This window comes from Thalassoroseus sp. (genome assembly GCF_984380535.1).
Genome location: NZ_CFHRBF010000012.1, coordinates 121,688 through 146,920, shown reverse-complemented (window position 1 = coordinate 146,920; position 25,233 = coordinate 121,688). Strand labels below are relative to the sequence as shown.

Sequence of the window (25,233 nt, the reverse complement as noted above, 5' to 3'; positions counted from 1 at the left end):
TCCGATGAAGAACCCCACAGACGATTCGGAAGTCACACCCTTTGAACAAGCTGCCAACGAGCGGCCGCCCGGTTTCTTTGCCGAGTTTCTATTGTTCCTCGGTGAGAACAAGAAGTGGTGGATGTTACCGATCCTAATCTCGCTGCTGTTGTTCGGGGTGTTAGTCATGCTGTCCGGTTCGGTGGCAGCACCGTTCATTTATCCTCTCTTTTAAGTCATCTTTGCAGCGACGATTGTCTTGGATTGTGAAGATGCGGGGGATAGAGAAACCCTGTGTGCTCTCTCCGGTTCAAATTGTGGAAATGCAGGCTAATCGGCACGTTCAGAATGTTGAACACCTGATTGACGACTGTTATAACGAGTCAACTGCTGGATACGAAAAACCAGACGCAATCCTGAGGAGAGGCAACATGGCCGACGAACAAAACCCGGAAGAAACAGTGGAACACTCTGAGCCAACCCAACCGGTCCCCGCCGAACAAGCCCAAACGGCTCAAACGACGATCCAAGTCAAAGACGAAAACGTGATCGCCGCGTACTCAAACTTCTGTCGCGTCTCCAGCACGCCGGAAGAGTTGATTCTCGATTTGGGTCTGAACCCCCAACCGTACGCGACCGGCCAACAAACGGTCAACGTTTCGCAACGGATCATCATGAACCACTACACCGCCAAGCGTCTGTTGAGCGCATTGAGCATGGCGTTGCAACGTCACGAGCAAGCCTTCGGCGTTCTGGAAACCGATGTCCGCAAACGCGTGAAGCAACAATAGTTGATCGCGTTTTCGCAGTTGCGAAACGCTCTATCAACTTGCGGATTTCGTGAATCGAATCGACAATGAAGCCCTTGAGGATACCCTCGGGGCTTTTCGCCTGCGCCGCCTTGGCTCTTGAAGAAATCAATTATGACCGACGACGCCAACCCCGACGATCAATCCAAGCCTTCGGATCAACCTTGGAGCGAGCAAATCCGGCATTCCCAGGTTGGTGCTCGAGTTCCGTCACATGTGGCCAAGGGGGTGTTCTCGACAGGGGCGGTCGTCCTCGAAGGTGCTCAGGAATTCGCGTTGGATTTCCTCCTGCGAATGGCCAAGCCGCAACAAGTCGTCGCCCGAGTGATTCTGACGCCCTATGTCCTCAAGCGTTTTGCGGATGCACTCCGTGAAAACTTGCGAATGTACGAGAATCAGTTCACCGATCAACGGATCAAACCTCTGCCATCGAAGTCGGAAGACTCACCGACACCCGAGTCGCAAGCACCCGAAGGAAGTTCTCCCGCCGCCTCCCAAGGTTCGATCCCGGAAGCGAATATCGCGATGGCGGGAGCAGGAATCGACTCGCCGGAGAAGTCAGGAAGCAGTCAGTCCGCGAATCAGTCGTCCAATTCCGGAACCTCGATTACCGAACTGTACGACTCGCTCAAGTTTCCCGATGAGATGCTCGCCGGTGTTTACGCAAATGCTGTGATGATTGGGCATACGCCATCCGAATTCTCGTTCGACTTCATTACGACCTTCTTCCCGCGATCTGTGGTGGCCTGTCGTGTGTTCATGTCGGCAGGGTCTGCACCGATCCTGCTAAACTCTCTCACGCACGCCTATGACCAACACCTCCGCAAGCGTCAGCAACCGCCGCCCCCGGAAGGGTAAGCGTCTACTGCATCAAGACCTTATGACGCAATCGATTGCTTCGCGAAATTGACGTTGTCCTGTATTGCGCCCCGATTTAAGATTCGGCCGCAATGGTCAAGTGTTGACGGCGTCGTGGGGCACCCGCGCGTTAGAGTTCAATCGATTCTCGGCGAGGGACGAATCATGGATGTTCGCGTGCGTACTGCTGTCTTGTCGGTCGTTTTGCTGTTGATTTCCGCAAGCAACGCGACTGCACAGTCCCTTGGGCTCGAAGGTTTTCCATCACGAACGAGTGCGGTTTCAAAGAGCATCACCGCGGATGGCAAAACGGCGATTCTCAAGAATTGCTCGCTGTCGTTCGTCGATAATGTCGAACTGGCGTTCCAACAAGGCGGCGTACTCGACTTCATCGTTGCCGAGGGGCATCGGGTTGAGGACGGGGAAACTGTCGCCCATATCCAAGATGCGGTCGTTCAGGCTTCTTTCGAAGTCGTCAAACGACAGGCGGAAAACGACATCGAAGTTCGGTACGCAAAAAAAGCGAGTGAGCTTCAACAGTTGGAATACGAAAGCGACCTGCGAGCGAACCGGTCGGTTCCTGGTACGGTTTCGGAACTCTCGCTGAACGAACAACGGCTAGCCGTACAAAAGTCGCTTCTGCAATTGGAACAAGCCGAAAACTCCCAGGCCATCGAACGTCTGCGGCTCAAAGAAACCCAGGAACGGTTGTTTTTGCACCGTCTACGTGCTCCGTTCGCCGGGACGGTTCGCACCCTCCACAAGCGACGAGGCGAAGCTGTGCAAGAGGGCGAACCGGTCATGGAACTGGTGAATTCGGACCGTGTGCGTGTCGAAGGTGAGATTCACGTTAGTGAAGCGTCTCGTCTCCAGGTCGGCATGCCGGTCGTTGTCCATTTGAGCTATGACGGGATCACCGAATCGGATCGCTCGATTCCATTTTCCGGCAAAGTGACATCGATCGATTTGAAAGTCGAACCGGTGACATTGCTCGTCAAAGTGCGAGCCGAAGTTGAAAACAAGGGCAACATGCTCAAAGACGGCCTAACCGCCGACATGCGGATTTCCCTGAGTCGATAACGCCCCGGCGACTACGGATACCGAGTTGCCGCTTGGGCCGAGATCGTCACGCAGACCTGTTTCGTGACCGGCTTGAGATCACCCGCACTCAGAGTGAATCGAGCACAGTGCACGCCGGCTTCATCGGAGGTCAACGTCAGCGGGATGTCCTGCGACTGGCCACCGGCAAAATCGCCTAGGACTTTTCGGACGCGTTTGTCCGATCGGCCCGGGAAAATCAGGGCGTTGTCAAACTCGGCTTCGATGGTCACTTCGCTGGCCGGAAGATCGCCGGTGTTTTGAACGACCAATTTATACTCGATGGCTGCTCCCAGGCGATGATTGGCGGGAACACGGACACTCAATTCGAGTTCCGCCGGCTTGGTCTTCGGTTCCACAGGGCGGCGACTGGGGTAATCGGGTGGTTCTGTCGACCCCAGTGAATTGAGAAACGAGTTCGAGCTACCACTATCTGCGTCGGAATCTTCCAGGTCGGTCGGCGGTGTCAGGACTGGCCCGACAAATGAATTGGACGATGGCGACGATTCCTCTGGCGGTTCGACGGGCGTAGGCACACGTCGGTTGTAGGATTCCGCTGGGCGTCCGCTCAACGAAGGCTGAGCAGCCTGTGGAAGAGTCGGTGTAACCGGCCGGGCGGCTCCATAGTTCGGGTCAACCGGAGTCGGCGAACCATACGCCGGATCGGGAGAGGGCGTATTGTAGCTTGGTGTTGCCGGTGCGTATTGATAAGCCGGCGGTTGACTGTATGTCGCCACCGGTCGCGGCGATAGTTGGTGACACCCGATCAAAACGCTACTAAACAGCAGGCAAATTACCCAGGCTGAAAATCGGGATCGCCGGTTCGAGTCAAAACTCACAGCTGCACTCCACCTCAGACGGAACCGTCATCAGAAAACGTCGTTCGCTGCAAAAATCTTAGCTTATACCTCCTGAGAAACAGTGGACAATTCCCTGTGAGGCCGGGTTTTGCCGTTTTGAGGCGTTCTTTCACCGGGCTGGGTAAGCCGGAGAAGATTTGATGCCCATGCGAGCACTGTCACCACAAATCCGCGTCCGTGGAATTGCATTGGCGGGCCGATCTCCACATCATAGCGGTGATCAGATTTTGCAAGTTCGTCAGAGAAGTACGAAACCAGTGATCACGGGCTATTGCGCATTCTGTTCCCAGTTCTGCCAACAGATCATGCATGCTTGGCATGCGGAGAGTGATGGATGTGAATGTGGCACGGTTTTTGCGATTAGAACGGGCGACGAGCTCTCAACATTTGACCGGCTGTGAAGATCCAGAATGACTGGTTTTTAGCCTCCTTGCTGAATCTTCCAGCAACCCGCTCTGCCTAAACTTTTTGCATCAGTGCGTAATACTGAGGCATGGCATGGTGTCGCCAGGCCTTTTTTCGACCCTTCGATTCGACGAGAGGAAAATAGTAGGAATGTCTACCAAATCGAAACTTGAGTACATCTGGCTGGACGGTTATCAGCCGACCCAAAGCCTACGTAGCAAAACGAAGATCGTCAAAGACTTCAGTGGTAAGGTCGAAGACGCCCCGATGTGGTCTTTCGACGGCTCTTCCACCGAACAAGCACCCGGCGGTTCGTCGGACTGTCTGTTGAAGCCGGTTGCAGTCTTCCCCGACCCAGGTCGGAAAAACGGTTGGCTGGTTATGACCGAAGTGTTGAACCCCGACAAAACCCCACACCGTACCAACGGTCGGGCGACCATCGACGATGACGACGGGGATTTCTGGTTCGGTTTCGAGCAAGAATACACGATCTGGGATCCAGATACCGACAAGCCGATCGGTTTCCCGAAGATCGGATATCCTGGTCCGCAAGGTCCGTACTACTGTTCAGTTGGGGCCGGAAAGGCTGTCGGACGGGACATCGTCGAGCAACACCTCGATTTGTGTCTCGAAGCCGGTCTGAACGTGGAAGGCATTAACGCAGAAGTGATGATGGGTCAGTGGGAATTCCAAGTCTTCGCCAAAGGTGCTAAAGCTGCTGGCGACGAAGTTTGGGTCGCTCGCTACTTGCTCGAACGTGTTGCCGAAGAACATGCTGTGTCGATCAACTGGCACTGTAAACCCGTCAAAGGTGACTGGAACGGTTCCGGGATGCACGCGAACTTCTCGAACGCTACGTTGCGTGAATGCGGCGATAAAGCGACCTACGAGAAGATCTGCCAAGCATTCGAGCCACGCATCAAAGAACACATCGATGTTTACGGTGCCGATAACAACATGCGTTTGACCGGTCTTCACGAAACCCAAGCCATCGACAAGTTCAGCTACGGCGTGTCCGACCGTGGTGCGTCGATTCGGATTCCGATCGCAACCGTCGAAAATGGCTGGAAAGGTTGGCTGGAAGATCGTCGACCAGCATCGAATGCTGACCCGTACATGGTCGCCTCGGCGATTATCGCCACTGTGAAAAGTTCCGGCGTGGTCTAGGCTTTCCGGACGCAAATTGACTTCTAAGAGCTTCGAGAGTTCATCTCGAAGCTCTTTTTTGTTTCCGAATCTGGCGTTTGGAGACTCGCCGTTACTCTTCGCGGATCGTATGAAGCTGATCGATCGCGGGTGACGTAAGAACCGTTTTTGTGCCGGATGGCCAAAGGATTTCGACTTCGTCAATCTCCTCAGCACTGCCGAGCCCGAACGTGACTGTTTTCTCGACTTGTGATAAATAGCTTCGAGTTGGCATGACCGTCTGAATTTGTTTCTTTCCACCGGCTTGCAGAACAACCGTTGCTCCGATGGCGTCGTGGTTGGATTTTGTGCCGATCAGTTGGAATCGAACCCAGTTTCTTTGGGTGAGATCAAGATCGTTCCGCAAGAGACGAGCCGCCTTGCCAGAAGCCGTTAGGAGTACGTCGAGGTCTCCATCGTTGTCGATATCCGCATAAGCGGCGCCACGACCAACCATTGGAGCAACAAAGTCCTTGCCAACCTGTTCTTCGGTCAGTGGAACAAACTCCGTGGCCTGGCTTGCGTCCGCGTTCCAGAAGATTTTCGGAGGTTGGGCGTAGTTTTGGCTCGGCTGGACGCGATGAATGTCCTCTTCCAAGTGACCATTCGCTGAGAGCAGATCCGGACGACCATCAAGATCGAGATCGAGAAACAACGTGCCGAAGGTGAGGTCAAGCCGCGTTTGGGGACCCAGTCCGTTGGAAACGGCTTCATCGGAGAACGTCATTTGATCTGCTGGGGAGACATAGAGGGCCGTCATTTCATTGGCGAAGTTACCCACTGCGAGAGCCCAGTCCGCACGATCCCGCAGCCGAGCCACATCGACACCCATCGCACCTCGCGCACTGCCGTCAATGTCGAAAGCGACTCCGCTGATCGCACCAATCTCCTCAAAGGCATTTCCACCGATGTTGTGAAACAAGAAATTCTGCACGGTATCGTTGGCTACGAAGATATCCATGAGCCCGTCAGAGTCGAAATCGGCGAATGTCACACCGAGCGATTTCGCCATCGGTGCGTTTGTCGCGGGGTTGCGAACTTGGAGGCCGGACGTTTCCGTAATATCTGTGAATCGTTTGCCATCATTGCGAAAAAGGATTGGAAAAACCCCGGCGAAGTCTTGCGGCCGACCGTAGGCCCGCCCGCCGCCGGTGAGTTGAAAGTTCTGCGCCAAGTCATACTCACGAGACCAAACCACATAGTTGCAGACAAAGAGATCGAGATCGCCATCGTTGTCGAAATCGCACCAGCCCGCGCTGCTGCTGTAGGCATCATCAGGCCCGGCGACCCGCATGGATTTGGTGACGTCTACGAAGACTCCGTTGTCGTTACGAAATAGCCGGTTCGATCCGACGGCCGTCAGGTACAAATCCGAGTCGCCGTCGTTGTCGTAGTCACCGATCGCACAGCCCATTCCGTACAGTGAAACATCGAGGCCGGCGGCTTGGGTGACGTCAGTGAAGTTTCCGGTACCGTCGTTGGCATAAAGTTTCTGAGTTGCGGCGGTATCACTGTTTTTTCGGTCGGTCCAACGACGCGAGTTGACGAACAACAAGTCGGCATCACCGTCGTTATCGTAATCGAAAAAACCACAGCCTCCGCCCATGGTTTCCGGGAGAAGCTTATCACCGGTTGCGCCATTCTCATGATCGAAATCAATCCCGGCAACGGAGGTGATGTCGACAAAGGGAATCGATGGCAAGTCGATCTTCGGCTGCTCGCGAATTTCGGGCAACTTTGTGGGAGCCGCTTCGACGACTTGCTCGGTGGGTTGTGAAATCCACCAATAAATACCGCCGCCGATCAAGCCGAGGGCAGCAACCGTTCCCGCAACAATGACCGAACGACGAAATGCGGCTTGAATGACCTCATCGTCGCTGTTTTCGGGACGTGAATCATCGGACATAGGACACCTAATTTCCAAGAACTCGGCAAACGTTTGCCGTCTCTATCGGTTATGTTGAAAGCGTTTTACTCTGCGGTCGCGGGGCGATCGAGCGGGTAAATGACGACCGCCTCCGAGGCATGGTTCGCTGCCGGATACTTTTCGCGAGCCAACCGAACCGCCGTGTCGCGGGCGTTGTCATCGGGTTTGTACCGGGCGTGCAATTCCTGATGTTTCTCGGCATTCTCCGTGTCGCCGAGTTCCCGGTAAAGCAGGGCCAAGTTGTAATGCGCGTCGACATTCTCGGCATCGAGTTTGAGCGTCTTCTGGTACTGTTCGACGGCTGCCTTGAGAAACTGCTCGCGTTCTGCTTGACGCTCGTCTCCCCGTTGTTGCCGAGCTAGGTCGAACAGTGTTTGCCCAAGCAGGTTGATGACAACATAGTCATCCCGAAAATCGAAACCGCGTGTCTTCATCTCCGTTGTTGGTCGAGAAAGCACGGATCGAAAGTTCTCTTGGGCAGCCGCAAGACGCCCCTGTTCACGGTTCAATACACCCGCTAACCAATTCACCGTCCACTGCGGGGCAGCCGGATCGGTGTGAGCAGCGGCTCGGTTCAGAGCGTCGGTCGCCTCGTCGATTCGTCCTTCCAATTCCAGAACGCGTGCCAAGTTCAATGGGCCGTCATATCGTCCGAGCTTTTCGACTTGCGAAAACGCATCAGCAGCCTGGCGAAGTTCCGCTTTTCCTTTCAGCAGCAGTCCGATTCCGTAATCGTTCCAACGCTGCCATTCAGGAATATTCGTCGACTGCTCCGGCGTTTGCCGATCGCTTCCGGCGATTGGAAACGTCATGGAATCTTCCGCGAGCTTCACGATTGGAAGTGGGTTTGCGCCGTCGGCAAACTCGGCTTTGCCACGGAAATCTAAATCATCCGGCTTAGCAGAGTCAGCGGCGAATTCCATTAACACATTGTCGAACTTGCGATAGTTCAGTCGCAAATCGACTGTGATCGGCTCTGTCACGTTTTCCGGAATCTCTAAGGCATAATGCACGGTCTGGCCAGCGCCGGGGGGGATCTGGTGGTTATACAACGGAACGAAAATGTCCTGAGCATTCCGCCGCGAGATACGATCGCCGTTTCGGTCGATAACAAACGCCGATACAAAGTGCGACCACGGATCGACCTTCTGTTTTGCATCAAGATGCCCACTGCGACCGATTACGCGATCACCACTGCGGACGGTCACTTCCAACCAAAGTTCATTTGAGTCGGCCGTGCCCTGTGTCAAATGATGACCGAGTTTCAACGTTCGGATCACCGCTTCCAACAGGTACCGTTTTCCCGGCTCCAGCATGGGGACCGTCGGCCGAAGCGGGGCAATCAATTCGCCATCGATCTCGCCGTCCTTGCGGATACCAAAGAGATCGACGCGAACGATCTCGTTCCGGAGATAGTCGGATTGTTCCTCGACGATGTCTTTCCATTCGCGAGTCCAAGCGATGCCGGTGTTAGCTGCCGGGAAGAGGTGGTCGTGCACGGACAATTCACCGGATTCGCCTAGCGGTTTGGCGCCGAAGTCTTGCGACGGTTGCAAGGGCATATGACACACGCTGCAGTTATCCGCCGCCTTGGGGGGGTAATAGAAGCTGCGTGCTCCGTGCCCGGACACACCGCTGAGCAAGTACGAATCATAGTGATTCTGGCCGCGCAGAAATTCCTTGTAGTGCGTCAGGGGTTTCGGCAGATGAACCTTGTGGCAAACGGAACAGAATTCTGCAGTCTTGTGGAACGGCTTCAAGAATGTCTTCTTGTGGAGTTCCGGCTTCGCTTTGATGAGTTGACCGTTGACCCACTTCAGAAAGGGATTATCGCTATAGGCGAACGGGTAATGGGACGGTTCCTCGATCGTGTAGTCGGCATTGCCACGTGTTGAATTGACGTGCGTAATCGCGTGACAAGTCGTGCAAGTGATGCCCGCTTGGGCAGTGGGGTGACGAACATCGTCGAAGTTCGGATCGTCGAAGGCGCCGCTAAAGAACGGCACAGGATCGTGACACCCTGCACACCAACGACTAGCTTTGATGGTGCCATCCCGTTTGAACGCAACTTCGCGGGTTTCACGGACACTCGCCAAGTACACTGGGTTGTTGAACGAACTGAGATGATGAACGCTATGTTCCCAGCGTTCATGGACGTCCTGATGACACTGTTTGCAATATTCATCGTTCGATAAAGCGGACGCGGGGATGAAGTTGCCGTTTGCCGTCCGGGCGAGCGAGGGTTCGAAGTACTGTTGGCCGGAAGCCGGTCCCACAGTGTTCCACTCTCGTGGGTCTTGGGAGTGAACGGCGACCATCACTCCTACCCCGGCGACAATCACCGATCCACCGATCATACCGATCTTCCAGTGAATCTTCGGACCGGCCAGACGATGCAACCAGTACAGCCAGATGCAAACGATCGGCGACGCGACATGCAACCAGTACACGGTCGCCCGCGTGAGTGGTTGTCGTAGGTCGAATACCCCCACCAAACGGACGAGCAACAGCCCGGTGATCAACACGACAATCGAACCGATGAACAACGCCATGCCGGCTTTCATCGCACGCCGGTTTTTGCGGTGTCGTGTTTTCCGGAGGTGGATAACTCCGAACGCGATCAGCGGGAGAATAAAGATCAGCCCCAAAACCAGGTGAGCCAAAAACACGATCTGGTAGAACCAGTTCTGATAAACCCGCCCGCTGGTGGCTTCCATGAACGTGATCGAGGCCAAGTAAATCGCAGTCGCCGCCAGCAACGCGGACAGGCCAAACACCACATACAGCAGTTTTCGCAACTTCGGCCCAACTGCCGGTTCGTATTTCCGACGCTTTTTGGGCTCGTCAATTTTAACCGCACTCATCGAATGCGTTCCCCCTCGTGAAATGAGATCCCCCGCGCAAACATTACGTGGACGCGGTCACCGAAATCCACCTGGGATCCGGCGTGACGCTTCAACAGTCGGGTCACGGATGATTGACCGACCGGAAACCGTTGTCACTAAGCCGCAGAGATTCGACGCGGAGGTCGTTCCACTTCTTCGGGAAAGCCGAAGTGCAGTCTCGCCTGAATCTGACCCGACGATAGCGGTTCCGAGGCAACTCCCAGCAAGTCGCGGCCTTGATACGCCACAGCAACTCGGCTATCGGAGGAACTAACTCCGTCTTGCGAGGCCGGAGTTGGCAAGTGTCCTCCACATCGGATGCAGGGAAACTCCGTGGTGTCGGGACGCATATCCCGAAGCGTGTTGTGGACCGTGATTTGGGAACGGTCCGCAGTTGCTTGCATCGGACTTGAATCGGGCGATTGAGCAACGTGGGCCAGATAATCGCCACAACTCGCGTGGAGCTGGGAGTTCGAACCCCACCAAAAGACTAGACCGGTCCCGATCAAGAGCAGCCAACGCTGCCCATTGGGAATCCGTCGAGTTGTTGGAATTCGAGTCGACATAGAAAAGGCGACCAGGAAATTGGTGCACAGACCGGAAACTCAAAGGTACCAGGAGGTTTACCACCCGTAAAGGGGGCAACTTCGTTCTCGTGACAATTTTCCAATCGCCTTGCCTCGAATGAGCGTTGGACCTCCCGCTATTTCGGAGCGGTCAATCTTGCCGACCCATGGGCATGGTGTCCGGCAACCGATGCTTTTGGAAGAACTTCCAAATGATGTCGTTGGCCTGAATGTCGTCGGTGGAGCGGCCGACCATCGGGTAACCGGGCGGGCGACCGGGCCAGGTGTGTCCTCCCCCCTCGATTTTGTAGAACACCACTTCCGCTCCGGCCTTCCCGGCTAACGGGCGGAATGTTGATTTGACGACCTTCATCCGGTCATCCGCGACATCGATGGTTTTGACGTCGGTCGGTTGAGCTGATGCGCGATTGTGTTCGGTCCAAAGGCGAAGCGTCTCCGCGACCGAGTGAAAAGTCACAAACGGTGTCACTTGAAACGGTCCGCCAATGGGCACCAAGTGATCGCGAGTTCCATGGAAATGCAGAACCGGAACCGGACGGGTGGCTTTGATCTTCGGGACAGCGAGCGTGCCTGATACCGATGCAATGGCAGCAATGCGATGCGAAAGTTCTGAAGCTAACCGATACGCGAACATCCCCCCGTTCGAAAGTCCGCAGGCGTAAACTCGGCGGGAGTCGATGTTGAGGACGTTGTTTAGCTTGTCGAGCAGTTGGTCGACGAACTTCACGTCATCGAGCGAGCCACGCCAAGTCAAACCGCGGACGCCACCCGCGTTGAACGCCCGGATGTAACCGGTGCCATCGGGAGCGACAATGATGAACCCGACATCCTCGGCGGTACTCGTCAGGTCGGTGTAACGCAGAATGATTTCTTTGGTCTGCCCAGCTCCGTGAAAGAGCAAAACCACCGGCGTTGGCTGCGTTGGTTCGTAATTCCGCGGCACATGGACCAATGCGGATCGTTGCACACCGTCAACTTGTAGCTCGATGACGTGCTCTCCGGGGGAAAGCAATTGTGCTGCCTTCTCCGCAACCGCCGGAGCAATCTCTGCCCCCGCAGCCCGACTCATGTAACATAGCAATACGAAAGTCAGGGTGTAGAACCCGCGACGATTCACCAGTTTCGTCTCGAACAGCCAGCGTGATCGGCTCATTGGCTTGGGTTTTCTTTTCGTATCACAAGAAATCCGGGACACGTAGTGATCCATTCTCAAACGATCTGCGTTCCCGTGAATCGTCGGGAGGCGGGTCGGTCGAAACGCGAACCCGAGTGTGTCAGAATAATAGTCTCATTTCCTTCTCAGTCCAATTCTTGGTTCGAACTATGATTGACGGTTTGATCGCGGTTCTCCGAGCCACTCAGCCACACCTCTCCAATGATTTCTGGGATCGCAGCGGCCGGTTGTTCGAACTGGAACCATCGCGGCGGTTGGCGGAACGTCTGTGGAAATTTCATCAGCATGGCGTGCCGGAACTTCCTCAACCGCGGTGGTCGGATGAATCTACGCCATCGTTGACGGCTATTTACGATCGGTTCCAACCCGTCATGGAGGAATGGATTCGCGTGGGGGGAAACACGGACGGAGAGATCGTTTCCGTCTGGGCGGAGACATTAAAGTCCACAACATCGGGAGACCTGTTGGTTCTGATGGGGCAACGTGTGACCTCCGCGAGCGTTTCCGACCACCGTGCGATTCCGCCGGATCGAAAAGTCTTGATGGACGCAGCACTCGAGCCGTGTCATCCGTCGAATTCCCTATCGGTTGCCGCTCGCGCATTGGAGAAACACGCGTTGCGATCGAGCAACGATTTCTGGCCGAAGCCACAGGGGGCTCCCTCCGACCGCAACGTCGAAGCGATTCGCATCATTGAAACGTTGTTGGACGACTGCACCTGGTGGAACGTCTTCACGCATTACAAACATGAACTCGTCTTTGAAGTGCGACGCCCGAGCGGACATGGTGCACGCTGGGCCAACGGCGGGCGTGAGTTCATCGGCTTTCTCGACCCATTTGATGATAACCAACGTCTTGACAACATGAATACGTCAGTCAAAACCCGACTATCGAGTTCAGAATCGTTCGAATGTCTCGATCCGCCACCGGCTCCGCGTACGTTGTCACGCGAGCAAATTGCGGAGATGTACGCCGCTGGCGAACGCGATTTTCGTAACCTGCGGGGCAAGGGGCTCGACTTGGCACGTCTCGATTTGCGAGATGCGAACTTCAGTGGTTCCGACCTTCGCAAAGCGAAACTCTTTGAAACGAATTTGGAAGGTGCGAATCTTTGTGATGTTGATTTGCGTTCGACGTTTCTCGAAAAGACGAAGCTGTCTCATGCTCTCGTCCGACGAGCACAACTCGACGAATGTCGTATGCGGAAAGTCAATTGGACTGGCATCGACTTCAAAGCCGCTCGCATGGGCAAAGTCGATTTCCGCGAAGCCACGTTGAAAGATTGCAGTCTCAAAGGAGCGTCCGTCGGTGACGGTGATTTTCAGCAAGCCGAAATTATCGGTGGGGGTTGGTATGGCGTGTTCTTGGAACAAGCCAACTTCAGCGGCGCGAAAATTTCGTGCTGTCGATTTCAGAACTCTCGACTTGCGGGAATCAACCTCACCGAAACCCGGTTGGAATACTGCACGTTCGACGGTGTGGATCTCACGGAAGCGCAGCTTAGCCGCGTCGATTGCGATCATGTGACGTTCGTAGAGGCCAACCTCACACGGACCGATCTGACCGACGCCAAACTGGCCGACATCAAAGCGGAACGCGCTTTGTTGGAGGCGGCTCGGCTGAACAATACGCAGTTGGCGTCAGCTTCGTTATCGCGTGCGAATTTGCAACGCGCGATCTTCAACGGAGCGGATCTGACAAACGCCGATTTGTCCCATACCGAGTTGGAACGTGCCGATCTTCGACGAGCGAAGTTGAACGGTGCGAACCTCGACGGTGCCGACCTCACAGCTGCGGAAGTAGCCGATGCAATCGTCGACGACCACACGAGCATGTACGCTGCGAAAACGATCGGCGTGGATCTCAACGTCAACTGGGCGATGCGGCAACGTTGCGCGGATTGCAGTCACGAACTGACGATTCAACAGTTCCGCCGAAAGCGACCGTTGCTCGGGTTCTTTTGGTGGCTGTTGTTGGGCTGTGGTAAACGAAATTATTTGTTGATCTTCTGGATCGCCGCGATTGTTTTTCTGTACGCAGGCATCATGGCGGCGTCTCCTGGTTCATTCGATTTCGGTCAACCGAAGCCGGACTTTGTCGATCATTTGCGGAACAGCTTGGCAGTCTTCGTGACCCTGGACTTGGCCGTTGATAAAGGTACGGACGACTTCGGTCGCACGGTGATGTTGACGCAGATGTTGCTCAGCTACATGATGCTCGGGTTCCTTGCGAGTATGTTCGCGACTATTTTCCCGCAGCAGAATGAGTGAGACCGCCGATGGATCGTAAGCGAAATGGACGGGATTTATGATCACCGTCCGTCGCGGACAGGACGCGCTGCGTGAAACAATCGCAGCGTGTCCTATCAATCTCAAAACCGCTTCGTTGGAGGAGTTTCGAGATTGGCTTCGACAACGCGTCGAAGAACACTCTCGACAACCGGCGTTCCGTCAGCAACTTGCCATTCGCGACTTGGTTCGGGAACACCGAGACAAATTGCGACGCCGAGAAAGAAACCTCGATAAAGCGGAAGCCGACTATCACAATCATGTCAATCGACTTCTGCTCGAAGGATTGGAATCGAAACGCGAAGGTCTCGAACGTGCCGTCGCAGGACTAACACAAGCGGTCGCTGAGAACCGGGCAGACGCGGAGAAACTTGCCGACTTCGAGCAGCAACTTGCCGATGTTCGAGAGGAGCATCGTCGCTTGGTGGAATCAACCCCCGAACGCCAGAAACGTGATCGGGCGGCGGCTTCTTTATCACGGTTTCGGGAAGAAATTGGACTCGCGGATGCCGAACGCGAGTTGGCACAACTGCGACGTCACAAGGGGGGCCAAGTCGGAAAATCGGGGCGAGCATTTGAATCGATCACCGAAGAAGCCGTTCGTCGATTTGTCTTCCCAGAGCTCGGGAACACGGACGAGTTGGACTATCTCAGTGGTGTCACTTTAGACAGCGCCAAAGCGGAACTAGACGGTGTGATCGTTTCCCGGAAACGGTCCGCCGAGGTTGCGGATGTTCGGGCGATCGTCGAAGCCAAACGCAACATCAACGACCTCGCCGAAGGCTTCCTGATGCGTCAAGAGAACCTCGCCTGGTTGACCGGCGACATCAAGGGCTACGACGAAACCGAATATCGCACGCGAATCTACGCAGGTGGACACTTCGATCGGATTGCCGCTCATACTGCCGATGGCCGGACCGACCTGTTCGACACCTCGTCGTTTTCATCGTTTCGACGGGCGTCGTCGACGGGACATTTCGTGCACGGTTTGTATTTCGCCACACGCGATCGTCCGCTATTAGGAGTGACCCCTGGAGAACTCGCACGAATTCTGCATCGCGTGGCGAGTGATCCAAGCTTCGATTTCGATCGTCTCAGCGTACTGCGGAAATACCGCAAATGGGCGGCGGAAATGGTAAGTCCGTTTCAGACGGTTGATCTGCTCAGAATCTATGCGTCTGACGCGAAACTGGCCGAGCAAATTCTGCTGATTGACACACATTCAGCCTGATCACGTTCCGGGCGTGTTGCCGAAGAGTTCAATGTGCAACCTCGGACTCACTTGGAAACCATGCTGATCGGCCAAGTCGTTCAGCCACGCATTTTTCGTTTCCAGCACATCGACTTCCACCGCTTGAGCCATTAGGTACACCCGATCCGGCGTGACGGAAGGAAACTCCTGACACCAATTCAGCACGTCTTCGATGTCACTGGGGTGATCCAGCACAAACTTGATTTGGTAATCGTATTCACGAATAAAGCGTTCGATTACGGCAGGTTGGTGTCGCAATTCTTCATGTCGATGATGCCAACGCTCGGACCGTTCCAAAGAGGGCGTGGAATTGGCCAATTTCGGACTCAGTGAGATCAAGTCCGCTTGAACCGGCCGGAATACCGTGCCCGCTGTTTCGATCGTAATGACCTTCCCGGCTGCCCTGAGTGACTCTGTAAGTGGCACTAACTCCGGTACCAGAAACGGTTCGCCACCGGTCAGCACGGCGTGATCGCAGTCAGACTCGAGGAGACTTTTTGTGACATCTGCTAGCGAAAGTCGCTGGCCACGCGGTTGCCAGGAAGTTTCCGGCGTGTCACAAAACCAACATCGCAGATTACAACCTGATGTGCGTAAAAACACACTCGCAACGCCGACATACCGGCCTTCACCTTGGATGGATTCGAACAGCTCGGCAATGAACATCGGTTTTGGTCTGTATGCAATGACTGGTGATTCGGGTGTCCGGTCAGTATAACTTCGTCGAGCGGAAACTCATAACCTGTTGATCCTGACTTGTTTCACTCGCCAATGACCTGGGAAATTGCGCTGACACTTGCGGTCCTGACAATAGTCGTCTTGGCGTTGTCGTTTCTGCATATCGGGCCGGACTTGGTATTACTCGGCGGCCTGACGATACTGCTCGTTTCCGGAGTCGTCGAGACAGACGCCGCTCTCAAGGGGTTTGCCAATCCCGGTTTGATCGCCGTGGCGGTCCTGTTTGTGGTTGCCGAAGGGCTCCGGCAGACCGGGGCGATCAGTTTTATCGGCCCGGCTTTGATGGGACGGACCCGATCGTTGCGGGTCGCCCAATCGCGAATGACGATTGCAGCGGCTGTGATGAGTTCGTTTCTGAACAATACGCCGGTGGTCGCGATGACGCTGCCGATCATCAATGACTGGGCACGCAAAGCCCGGATGTCGGTATCACACCTGTTGATGCCGTTGAGTTATGCGACGATTCTCGGTGGACTGTGCACTTTGGTTGGAACCAGCACGACGCTTGTCGTAAACGGACTCCTTGCCGCCGAGCAACAACGGACACTCGACGCACGGGCAGGACGTACGGTCACCCCGCCGGTCGCGGTTCGTCCGGTTATCGAATTTGAAAACCTGCGGGAAGACCGGCTTGGTCTTGGCATGTTTGAACTGGCAGCGGTCGGAATCCCGGCTGCGGCGGCGGGGTTGGGATATCTCATCATCTGCACGCGATGGCTGATTCCCGAACGGAAACCCGCGATGGCCCGGTTGGACGATCCCCGCGAGTACACCGTGGAAATGATCATCGCTCCCACGAGTCCGCTTGTAGGAAAGACGATTGAAACCGCCGGTTTGCGACATCTTCCAGGCATGTATTTGGCAGAAATCGAACGAAGCCAACATGTGATTGTGGCTGTCTCACCTAACGAACCGCTTCAAGCAAACGACCGTTTATTGTTCGTGGGAATCGTCGAATCGATTGTCGACCTGCAAAAAATACCAGGCCTGACGCCGGCAACGGATCAAACCTTCAAACTCTCGACCCCACGTTCCGAGCGATCTCTCGTGGAGGCCGTGGTCTCGAACAGTTGCCCGATTTTGAATCAGACGATTCGTGAGGCGCGTTTCCGCGGCCGTTACAACGCCGTCGTGATCGCGGTGGCGAGAAATGGCGAACGGATTAACAAGAAAATCGGCGACATCAAAATGCAAGCTGGGGATACGCTCCTCTTGGAGGCCCCACCGAGTTTCACAGAACTGCAACGCAACAACCGCGATTTTTTCCTCGTCAGTCAGGTCGAAGACTCTACACCGTTGCGACACGAACGGGCTTGGGTCGCCCAGCTTATCCTTGCCGGGATGGTCATATCCGTAGCGACTGAAAAGCTGGATATGTTACGAGCGGCAATGCTGGCGGCCGGTTTCATGATCATGACTCGGTGTTGTCGCGGTTCGGAAGCGCGACGGAGTATCGATTGGACTGTGTTGCTCACAATGGGCGCAGGTCTGGGAATTGGCGAAGCCTTGAAGGCGTCACAGACCGACCGGTTTCTCGCGGATGGTTTGATATCCGCCGTCGGCACGAGTCCATTTGCTGTGCTTGCGGTGATTTATGTGTTGACGATGATTTTCACGAACATCATCACCGCTAAGGCAGCGGCGGTATTGTTCTTTCCGATTGCAATGGCAGCGGCATCGAATCTCTCGATTGCATTGGGCAGCAACGTCAATCCGATGCCGTTCGCAATCGCGGTGATCGTCGCGGCTGCAGCGAGCTTTGCCTCACCGGTCGGGTATCAGACGAACTTGATGGTCTACGGACCGGGCGGCTATCGAGCGAGTGATTATCTCCGTCTCGGCGGTCCGCTGAGTCTGTTGGTGGGGCTGATTACCGTGTTGCTTGCGCCGATAGTCTGGCCGTTTTTTCCGTCCCCCTGATCCTTAAAACAACGAAGTCCCGAACTCCAACGGAAGGTCAATTTCATGAGCCACTCCCCCGTGTGCTTGAGCGGAAAACACGTTCTGATTTTCGTCCACGACGACTACGAAGACTTGGAACTCTGGTATCCGAAATTACGACTGGAAGAAGCCGGTGCCAAAGTGACCATCGCTGGTCCCGAAGCGGGCAAGAAACACTTGGGAAAACACGGGTATCCCTGTGTGGCGGACGTCGCGATCGACTCGCTGAACGAGAGTGACTTCGACGGCGTGCTATGTGCCGGCGGTTGGATGCCGGACAAGCTGCGGCGAGATTCGAAAGTGCTGGAACTGATCCGAGCGTTTCACGATCATGGCAAGCTGTTGGCCGCGATTTGTCACGGCGGTTGGATGCCGATTTCCGCAGGGGTCTACAACGACGTGAAAGTCACCGGATCACCGGGCATCAAGGACGATCTCGTCAACGCGGGCGCTGAATTCGAGGATGCCGAAGTCATCGTCGATCGGCATTTCGTATCCAGTCGACGCCCCGACGATCTGCCCGCATTCTGTCGCGCGATGATCGACGTGTTGGCCTCGCAATCGTAAGCGGTCGGCGAGGGTCAATCGTTTGTTTCAACGTTTCGTAGTCTTCCCGTGATCGTCCCTCCCCGGATGCTGACGCATCCGACCCTCCCAGAGGGAGGGTGAGAGCTAGTCCCGCTCGGCTTTTGATTCCAGCGGGTTATGGCGTTGGAATCTTGCCGAGCCAGTTTCGAAGGGATTCGAACATTTCGTTGGAGTCCGCTTGGACTTGAATGTTTCGATCGGCAAGGGCAACCGTGCCTGATGGTGTTTCGTTTCCTTCGCCAGCGAGCCAGAGTGGTTGTTGGCTTGCCAGTGTGAGCAGCGCTGGCAGGTCGCCGTACTTGAACGCGCCGGGAAGGAAGTTGACATCGCGGACGTCGGTGATTTCTGCAAAGCGGAATGCCTCGGTGTCGACTGCGAGTGACGAAATTGCCGGTCCCACAATGAATTTCGCCGCGACCGCAATCGCTCCGGTTCCCTCGACTCCGACGAGGTGGACACGTTCAGTTTCGACCGGCAACGCTTGAGTGACAGTCAGGATGTCGTGTACTCGCTTGGCAAACAGCGGGTGATTATACCCGGCGGTATAGCCGGCGAATTGTCGAGGGTTCTCGACGGTGCGAGTCTGGTTCCACTCTTGGCCGTCTTCGAGAAACTCGCCCTGATACAGCAAGTCTGGCAGGGCAACCGCATAGCCTGCGGATACAAATTTCTGAATGTCGGTGCTAAGTTTCCCGTTTTCGAACCAAGCGGCTTTTCCCTGTCCGTGTGTCAGGATGACGGTCTGGTGGTTCCATTCGGCGGGTGTGATCAACACAAAAGGCACTTCCTCGCCGCCCGGTAAATATCGAGCGATCTGAAAATCCGTTTTCGCATCCGCTGTCTTCGTTTCCCGAATCAGTTTGGTTTCGACAAAGTCTTTCCGAGGTAATTCGCGACCGATCATGGTCTTCCAGGCTCCACCGACAACACTCAGGAAGTGCTCTCGTTCGGCCGCTGTTTGCGGCGTCATGGTCTTTTCAACCGGTTTGGCTGCCAATTCGTAGAACGCCTTGATTGCAGCAAGTTCAGCATCTTCGTCCATCGCTGGCTTCGGGTATTCGTCGGTCCAGACCGTCAATTCCTGACGCGAAAGCGGTTCGTAATCGGCCTCTTGAATTGGCGTTTCGAAACCGAGGTTGAAGTGCTTGTTGAAGAACTCGTACATCAAGTTCCGACTGACTGCATTGTAGTTGTGCGGGAACGGGAAGTGTTTGCCCTCCACGCGATCAGGTACGCCGAGCATGGCGTACAGTTCCTTGAGTTCTGGCAGTCCCTTAGTTTCGATTTCGACGGTCCAGTCGTTCGCGCCCGTCAGACCCAGCGGACGCGGTGCGACCAACGCGGCTAATTCGATGTTGCCGGTCCCAACCCGCAAGTAGGAGGCGTTCTCACAGGTGCATCCCCCTTGCATTGCAGTCGAGACCATCACAGCGGGCATAGCGGCAGTGATACGGTCATCGATGGCCGCAATGACGAAGGTCTGCGTGCCGCCACCACTCGCACCCGTCACGCCAATCCGTGTGGCATCCGTTTCAGGAAGCGACAAGACCCAATCGACGACCCGAAGCGAATTCCAAGTCTGGAGCCCCATCGCGTTGACGAGCCGAAGTTCGGACTGGGCACTGAACAGTCCCCAACGTTGCGGGCGATTGAGATGTTCGCGTTGCGTTGCGAAGCGGTGTGCCAAGTCGTAGGTCAACGGGACACTATCGGCATATCCGAGCATGTCGTAATGAAACACTAGGCATCCCATGCGAGCAAGTTGCACGCAACGGGCATGAATCGGGGTGCGACCACCGACCTCGAAGAGTTCCGCACCGGTTTCGAGTTCGCGTTTCAGCACGTCATCGCTGTGACGATAAAATCGACCGTCGGCCCAGTGACCATGTGGGCAAAGCACGACCGGCATCTTAGTTCCTTGGGGCACGTCCGGGCGGTACAGACTCCCGGTGACATACAACCCCGGACTGCTTTCAAAGAACACGCGATCCACAGAGTACCCATCGCGTTCCACCCGTCCGTGCACGGTTGCCTGAATCGGCGGACGCTCCGGCAACGGCCACAACCCTTGTGACAGCAGCACGCGACGTCGCAATTCCTCGGCTCGGTCGGCCCATTGTTCCGGTGTCGCCGGTGGTGCCATCGGAAAGTACGCGTTCAAGTCCTTGAGGTCACCGAGACGGGAATCGTTCGGGCGTTCCCCATCGGGCAACACACGCATGGAGTCAACTTCAAGGGGTTCATCCGCCAAGACCAATCCGGATGACAGAACGAGATACGCAAGGAGGACTCCAAGCATCGCTTTCATGGATCAACTTTCGCTGCAGGAACCGAAAAGAATTCGAGTGCGTAGGACACGAGAATAACCATTTGAGTTTGCCGATGCGAATCCGATGTCGCAAAAATTCAATCGCGGTCGTTCGGGGCCAGGATTTCGAGGACGATTCATCCCTCTGCTTGAATCGAGCGTGTGTCCGGTTTACCGTCGTGTCGATCGATGCGTTCGGGGAACCTTGACGAAAGACGGACACCGTGGCTGATTCAACTACAAGCGGGCATTCCCAGCAGCCGACTCGAATCCGTCACCTCGTAGTGTTCGTGGCGATGCTGATGGCGGTCTTGTTGTATCTCGACCGCTTCTGCGTTGGGTTCGCCGTCGATTACATTCGCGAAGACCTGCGACTGACGCAGACGCAGATTGGCTGGTTCTTCAGTGCGTTTTTCTGGTCGTATGCACTCGCGCAAGTTCCGTCGGGGTGGCTGAGCGACCGCTACGGTGCACGAATCATGCTGGCGATTTACGTGCTCTCATGGTCGGTGTTCACGGCGATGATCGGAGCGGTGTATTCGTTCGCGATGTTGTTATTCGCCCGTGTCGGTTGTGGAATCGGCCAAGCCGGGGCGTATCCCACGAGTGCCAGTGTCGTCAGCAAATGGGTGCCGTTTCAAAACCGCGGATTAGCCAGTTCGATTGTAGCTTTCGGCGGACGAGCCGGTGGCGCGTTAGCTCCGTTATTGACGGCTTCTTTGATTGTGTTCTTCCTCCCTGCGGACGCCACGACGACCCTGCAACCCGACGACATGTTAAACCGATCTCAGTTCATTGCGGAATTGAAGACAGCCATTGCAAGCGATGCGGGTTCGACACCGCAATTCCATGTCGCGACGGTTCTCATTCCAGCGGATCAATGGCCATCGTATCTGGCGTGGGAGACCGATGCCGAGTTGCTCAGCGACTTGAACCGGTTGATTGCTGATTCCGACCTTTACGATGCGACGGCGTTCCGGTCATCGAGTTTGCCGCGTGAGGCGCTTTCGTTGATCGGCGACCGTGGCGAAGGCGAACTGTCTGACGCGGACCGCCAGCGATTGAATCGGTTTTTGCTCGAAGAGAGTTTTCCGAATGCCATCGGCAAGCTTTATGCACCCGGTTGGCGGCCGGTGATGTTGTTATACGGAAGTCTGGGAGTTTTCGTCGCGGGTTTGGTGTGGTTGGTGTTTCGCACGCGGCCGGAAAGTCATCCGTGGTGCAACGCAGCCGAAGCGGAAATGATCGCCAATAGTCGCCCTGCGAACGCTCCCAGTCCCCACGGAAAACCCGGACGAGTGCCATTGGGCCGACTCCTGGGAAGCCGCAGCATGTGGCTAGTGTGTTTGAGTCAATTCGGCACGAATGTCGGTTGGCTGTTTCTAGTGACGTGGTTGCCTCGGTATCTGTTGGAAGTCCATAGCGTGCCGATTCTGCAGCGAGGATTTCTCGCCAGCATTCCGTTGTTATTCGGCATTGCGGGGGTGTTGTTCGGGGGGCGTTTGACGGATTCACTCACCACGCGAGCCGGTTTAAAGTGGGGCCGACGCTGGCCATTGTTGATCACACGCGGAACGGCCGCATTGGGTTACGTGATAGTGCTATGGTTGTCGACATTGCCGACGAGTTCGCCTTTGCAGAACGTGTGGATGTACGTGGCGGCATTCTCGTTGGTTTCGTTTTCGACGGACTCCGGCACGGGGGCGGTGTGGGCGTTCAATCAGGATGTGGGCGGGCGATATGTTGGCTCGGTGCTGGGGTGGAGTAACATGTGGGGCAACCTGGGGGCGGCCGTGTCGCCGCTGATTTACAATTTCTATCTCGGCGAAAACCCCACCGGCGATGATTGGAACCACATGTTCCTTGTTTGTCTGGGCGCGTTTGTCATCGCAGCCGTATGTGCCCTCGGAGTGGATGCCACCTGCACGATCGCTCCGCCGGATGACGACGATGTTTAAAGGTTGGCGATGACCACTCGTTCGGCTAAGTTACGTGCATCTCAATCAACACGGGTGGGATTTTCACCTGCCGGCAAACTTCGACTCAAACCAAAGAAGAGATCATGATTTACACGAACATTGTGCTGACTGTGACCGACGCTGCCGATGTGCCGGAGATCAAGGAATTGCTGCGGGAGCAAGGTCGGCTGTCGCGAGCAGAACCGGGTTGCGAACGGTTTGAAGTTTACCACTCGCAACGCGATCCGCAGACGTTCATTCTCGTCGAGCGTTGGAGTACACCGGAAGCTCTCGACGTGCACCGCACCGCGAAAGCCTACACGGAAATCTACCAACCGAAGGTCCTGCCGAAAGTCACACGGGTACCACACGTTTCGGACATTGTGGAATAATCAATCCACAAGATATTCGGTTCGTCGTTTGACTTCATCGTTTTTGACAGGCACGGATTCGTTCGTGAGTGCGAAATCGTAGCCGCAATCGTCTTCCAAGAAGACCACGGTGTTGAGGACGATCAGATTCACAACCGGCGAGGTGGATTCTTTGAGAATTTGACGAATCGTCGGTCGTGGATCGTCTTGTTTGATCAATCCGAGAAACTCGGCAGCTCGGAGTCGGACGAGCAAATTGGAATCACTGGTCAGCTTGCGAGCGGTTTCGGTCAGGGGGGCTGCTTTGTCGCCGAAAGTGCTGCACACCATAAGTGCCCAGTAGCGTTTCCACGGGTTGTCGGACGACATCGCCGTTTGCAGCGGTTCTTCAGCGTCGGCGAATGCCTGCAAACTCAGGTTCGCCACATCGATAAGTTCGCTGATCTCGTCCGCATGATCCTCGCCGAACTGAATCGGGTTGTTCGCGGCTTCCTCGACGAGTACGTTCTCGGGGTAGAAGCTCAAATCAGGAAGTTTCTTGACGCGTTCGGTCAGCCGGTTCCGCATTTCGTGAAGCTTCTCTTGATGCTCCGCGTGACTCGCCAGATTCTTGATTTCCCACGGGTCGGATTCCAGGTCGTAAAGTTCTTCCACAGGTTTCGGTTCGAAGAATGCCGACTGGGTTGGTGAAAGTTTCCTGGCCGCGTGCAAGTCTTGCCATTCTTGATAGGCCAACATGCGATAGCGGTAGTTGTTCCGCAGACCATCGGGATAAATCGCTTGGTAGTTGCGGATGTACTTCCACTTGCCCTTTCGCAGACTTCGCACGAGATCGTATTTCTCATCGAACCGGTCCGCATAGCCGAACGTTTCTTGACGCTGATTGACTTCTGCCAGCGACGTACCTTCGCCAAGGAACGGTTTGCCGTCGACGTAATCGGGGACGTCGACACCCGCAAGATTGAGCACTGTCGGTCCGAAGTCGACGAAACTGACAAAACCATCGACACGCGAGCCGACCGGCACTTCGATCCGTTTCCGCCAATTCTTAGGGATTCGCACCACGAGCGGTACATGCAAACCGACTTCACGCAGATACCCTTTGCTCCCCGGCAGCACTCCGCCGTGATCCCCGAAGTAAAAAATGAAGGTGTCTTCGAGCACGCCGGCTTTCTTCAGGTCGTCAATCACGCCGCCGACAATTCCGTCGATCACTTGCATCCGATCGCGATAGTACGCGTTCGTATAACGGAATAACTCCGTATCGGGATGCCGCGGTTCGACGGACACGGTCGCTGGGTCGTGGGTGAGTTTCTCAGGTTTGATCTGCATCTTCGAAAAGTGCAAGGAACTTTCGTGGGATTGCGCGTGCGATTGCATGTGAAAGAATGGTGTGTCGGCGTTGGGGCGTTTCTTCCAGCTGGCTCGCTTCGACGATTCGTCCCACACGCCCTGACTGCTGGAGGTGTTGTAATCCGTCTTCGAATTGTTCGAGGTGTAGTAACCGGCCGACCGCAACAGAGCTGGGAACATCTGCCAACCCGTCGGCATCGCGACAGGTTCGATCTTGCGGTGGTATTGGGTGCCCAATCGTGGAGCGAAGATGCTCGTCATCAAGGTTGTTCGAGCAACGGAACACACCGGGCTGCAAGAAAATGCGTGGTCGAAAATGAGTCCGTTTTGGGCGAGTTCCGCGATGCGGGGCGTCTCGGCTCCGTCGTTGTCGAACAGCTTGAGATAGTGCTTCGAATTGTCTTCCGACAGAATCCACACGATGTTCGGCCGATCGGCGGCGAAGGCCGTTTGAGTCGTCAACAGGAACGCGAAAAACAGGGCGGCGATACGCATGAGTCCAACCGTCGAAAGAGACCGAGATTCGAGAAGTGTGGGTCGCGTTGTACTATGCCGTCTTCATAGGACATCCGCAACGCTGGTGTCTTCGACAATCAGGACACATCGTGGTTTGGTGGACAGGATAAACCGCGAACCGTATGGTGGATTCGCAAATCGTTCAAACTTCAA

Annotated in this window: 19 protein-coding genes; 11 read left to right on the top strand and 8 right to left on the bottom strand. The window is 55.4% G+C overall.

Features of this window, described 5'->3' with window-relative positions:
• Positions 1-4: 4 nt before the first annotated feature.
• From AC5DDB_RS17605 to AC5DDB_RS17590, 4 genes are all read left to right on the top strand, one after another.
• Positions 5-214 carry a DUF5989 family protein gene (locus AC5DDB_RS17605; RefSeq protein WP_491741057.1) on the top strand — a complete coding sequence of 70 codons (210 nt, stop codon included), beginning with the start codon at positions 5-7 and terminating at the stop codon, positions 212-214.
• 196 nt (positions 215-410) lie between these two features.
• Positions 411-770 (top strand): DUF3467 domain-containing protein, encoded by a 360-nt coding sequence (locus tag AC5DDB_RS17600; RefSeq protein ID WP_491741056.1) that lies wholly within the window; start codon positions 411-413, stop codon positions 768-770.
• 132 nt (positions 771-902) lie between these two features.
• The gene (locus AC5DDB_RS17595) at positions 903-1,646 is read left to right on the top strand and encodes a DUF3467 domain-containing protein (RefSeq protein WP_491741055.1); all 744 of its coding nucleotides are present in this window, start codon (positions 903-905) and stop codon (positions 1,644-1,646) included.
• Positions 1,647-1,823: 177 nt separating this feature from the next.
• The gene (locus AC5DDB_RS17590; protein WP_491741054.1) at positions 1,824-2,726 is read left to right on the top strand and encodes an efflux RND transporter periplasmic adaptor subunit; all 903 of its coding nucleotides are present in this window, start codon (positions 1,824-1,826) and stop codon (positions 2,724-2,726) included.
• A gap of 11 nt (positions 2,727-2,737) precedes the next feature.
• Here the strand turns inward: AC5DDB_RS17590 and AC5DDB_RS17585 are convergent, their stop codons facing one another.
• Complete coding sequence (locus AC5DDB_RS17585) at positions 2,738-3,583, bottom strand: hypothetical protein (protein WP_491741053.1); 846 nt, start codon at positions 3,581-3,583, stop codon at positions 2,738-2,740.
• 576 nt (positions 3,584-4,159) lie between these two features.
• On the opposite strand from AC5DDB_RS17585, the gene AC5DDB_RS17580 reads away from it, so the two are divergent.
• Positions 4,160-5,176, top strand: a complete 1,017-nt coding sequence (locus AC5DDB_RS17580; RefSeq protein ID WP_491741052.1) for a glutamine synthetase beta-grasp domain-containing protein — start codon at positions 4,160-4,162, stop codon at positions 5,174-5,176.
• Between the two features lie 91 nt (positions 5,177-5,267).
• Here the strand turns inward: AC5DDB_RS17580 and AC5DDB_RS17575 are convergent, their stop codons facing one another.
• The 4 genes from AC5DDB_RS17575 to AC5DDB_RS17560 form a co-directional block, all read right to left on the bottom strand.
• On the bottom strand, positions 5,268-7,100 hold the full coding sequence (locus AC5DDB_RS17575) for a CRTAC1 family protein (protein ID WP_491741051.1): 1,833 nt from the start codon (positions 7,098-7,100) through the stop codon (positions 5,268-5,270).
• A gap of 65 nt (positions 7,101-7,165) precedes the next feature.
• Positions 7,166-9,985: a tetratricopeptide repeat protein gene (locus tag AC5DDB_RS17570; RefSeq protein ID WP_491741050.1), complete on the bottom strand. Its 2,820-nt coding sequence runs from the start codon at positions 9,983-9,985 to the stop codon at positions 7,166-7,168.
• 137 nt (positions 9,986-10,122) lie between these two features.
• Positions 10,123-10,572, bottom strand: coding sequence for a hypothetical protein (locus tag AC5DDB_RS17565; RefSeq protein ID WP_491741049.1), 450 nt, complete (start codon positions 10,570-10,572; stop codon positions 10,123-10,125).
• Between the two features lie 151 nt (positions 10,573-10,723).
• Positions 10,724-11,746 carry a CE1 family esterase gene (locus AC5DDB_RS17560; protein WP_491741048.1) on the bottom strand — a complete coding sequence of 341 codons (1,023 nt, stop codon included), beginning with the start codon at positions 11,744-11,746 and terminating at the stop codon, positions 10,724-10,726.
• Between the two features lie 170 nt (positions 11,747-11,916).
• Between AC5DDB_RS17560 and AC5DDB_RS17555 the strand changes: the two genes are divergently transcribed.
• Together AC5DDB_RS17555 and AC5DDB_RS17550 are read left to right on the top strand one after the other, a co-directional pair.
• Positions 11,917-14,037, top strand: coding sequence for a pentapeptide repeat-containing protein (locus tag AC5DDB_RS17555; RefSeq protein WP_491741047.1), 2,121 nt, complete (start codon positions 11,917-11,919; stop codon positions 14,035-14,037).
• 37 nt (positions 14,038-14,074) lie between these two features.
• Entirely contained in the window at positions 14,075-15,286 is a 1,212-nt protein-coding gene (locus AC5DDB_RS17550) for a hypothetical protein (RefSeq protein WP_491741046.1), read from the top strand.
• Here AC5DDB_RS17550 and AC5DDB_RS17545 read toward each other — a convergent pair whose 3' ends face one another.
• Positions 15,287-15,973, bottom strand: a complete 687-nt coding sequence (locus tag AC5DDB_RS17545; RefSeq protein WP_491741045.1) for a 7-carboxy-7-deazaguanine synthase QueE — start codon at positions 15,971-15,973, stop codon at positions 15,287-15,289.
• 90 nt (positions 15,974-16,063) lie between these two features.
• Between AC5DDB_RS17545 and AC5DDB_RS17540 the strand changes: the two genes are divergently transcribed.
• Both AC5DDB_RS17540 and AC5DDB_RS17535 read left to right on the top strand, forming a co-directional pair.
• Positions 16,064-17,965 (top strand): SLC13 family permease, encoded by a 1,902-nt coding sequence (locus AC5DDB_RS17540; RefSeq protein WP_491741044.1) that lies wholly within the window; start codon positions 16,064-16,066, stop codon positions 17,963-17,965.
• A gap of 45 nt (positions 17,966-18,010) precedes the next feature.
• Positions 18,011-18,553: a type 1 glutamine amidotransferase domain-containing protein gene (locus AC5DDB_RS17535; protein ID WP_491741043.1), complete on the top strand. Its 543-nt coding sequence runs from the start codon at positions 18,011-18,013 to the stop codon at positions 18,551-18,553.
• Positions 18,554-18,689: 136 nt separating this feature from the next.
• Here AC5DDB_RS17535 and AC5DDB_RS17530 read toward each other — a convergent pair whose 3' ends face one another.
• Entirely contained in the window at positions 18,690-20,882 is a 2,193-nt protein-coding gene (locus AC5DDB_RS17530) for an alpha/beta hydrolase family protein (protein ID WP_491741042.1), read from the bottom strand.
• Positions 20,883-21,106: 224 nt separating this feature from the next.
• On the opposite strand from AC5DDB_RS17530, the gene AC5DDB_RS17525 reads away from it, so the two are divergent.
• A complete protein-coding gene (locus AC5DDB_RS17525; protein WP_491741041.1) occupies positions 21,107-22,840 on the top strand; it encodes an MFS transporter in 1,734 nt (577 codons plus the stop codon).
• A 104-nt stretch (positions 22,841-22,944) separates the two neighbouring features.
• Positions 22,945-23,232, top strand: coding sequence for a putative quinol monooxygenase (locus tag AC5DDB_RS17520; RefSeq protein ID WP_491741040.1), 288 nt, complete (start codon positions 22,945-22,947; stop codon positions 23,230-23,232).
• Here the strand turns inward: AC5DDB_RS17520 and AC5DDB_RS17515 are convergent, their stop codons facing one another.
• A complete protein-coding gene (locus AC5DDB_RS17515) occupies positions 23,233-25,059 on the bottom strand; it encodes a sulfatase-like hydrolase/transferase (RefSeq protein ID WP_491741039.1) in 1,827 nt (608 codons plus the stop codon).
• Positions 25,060-25,233 lie beyond the last annotated feature (174 nt).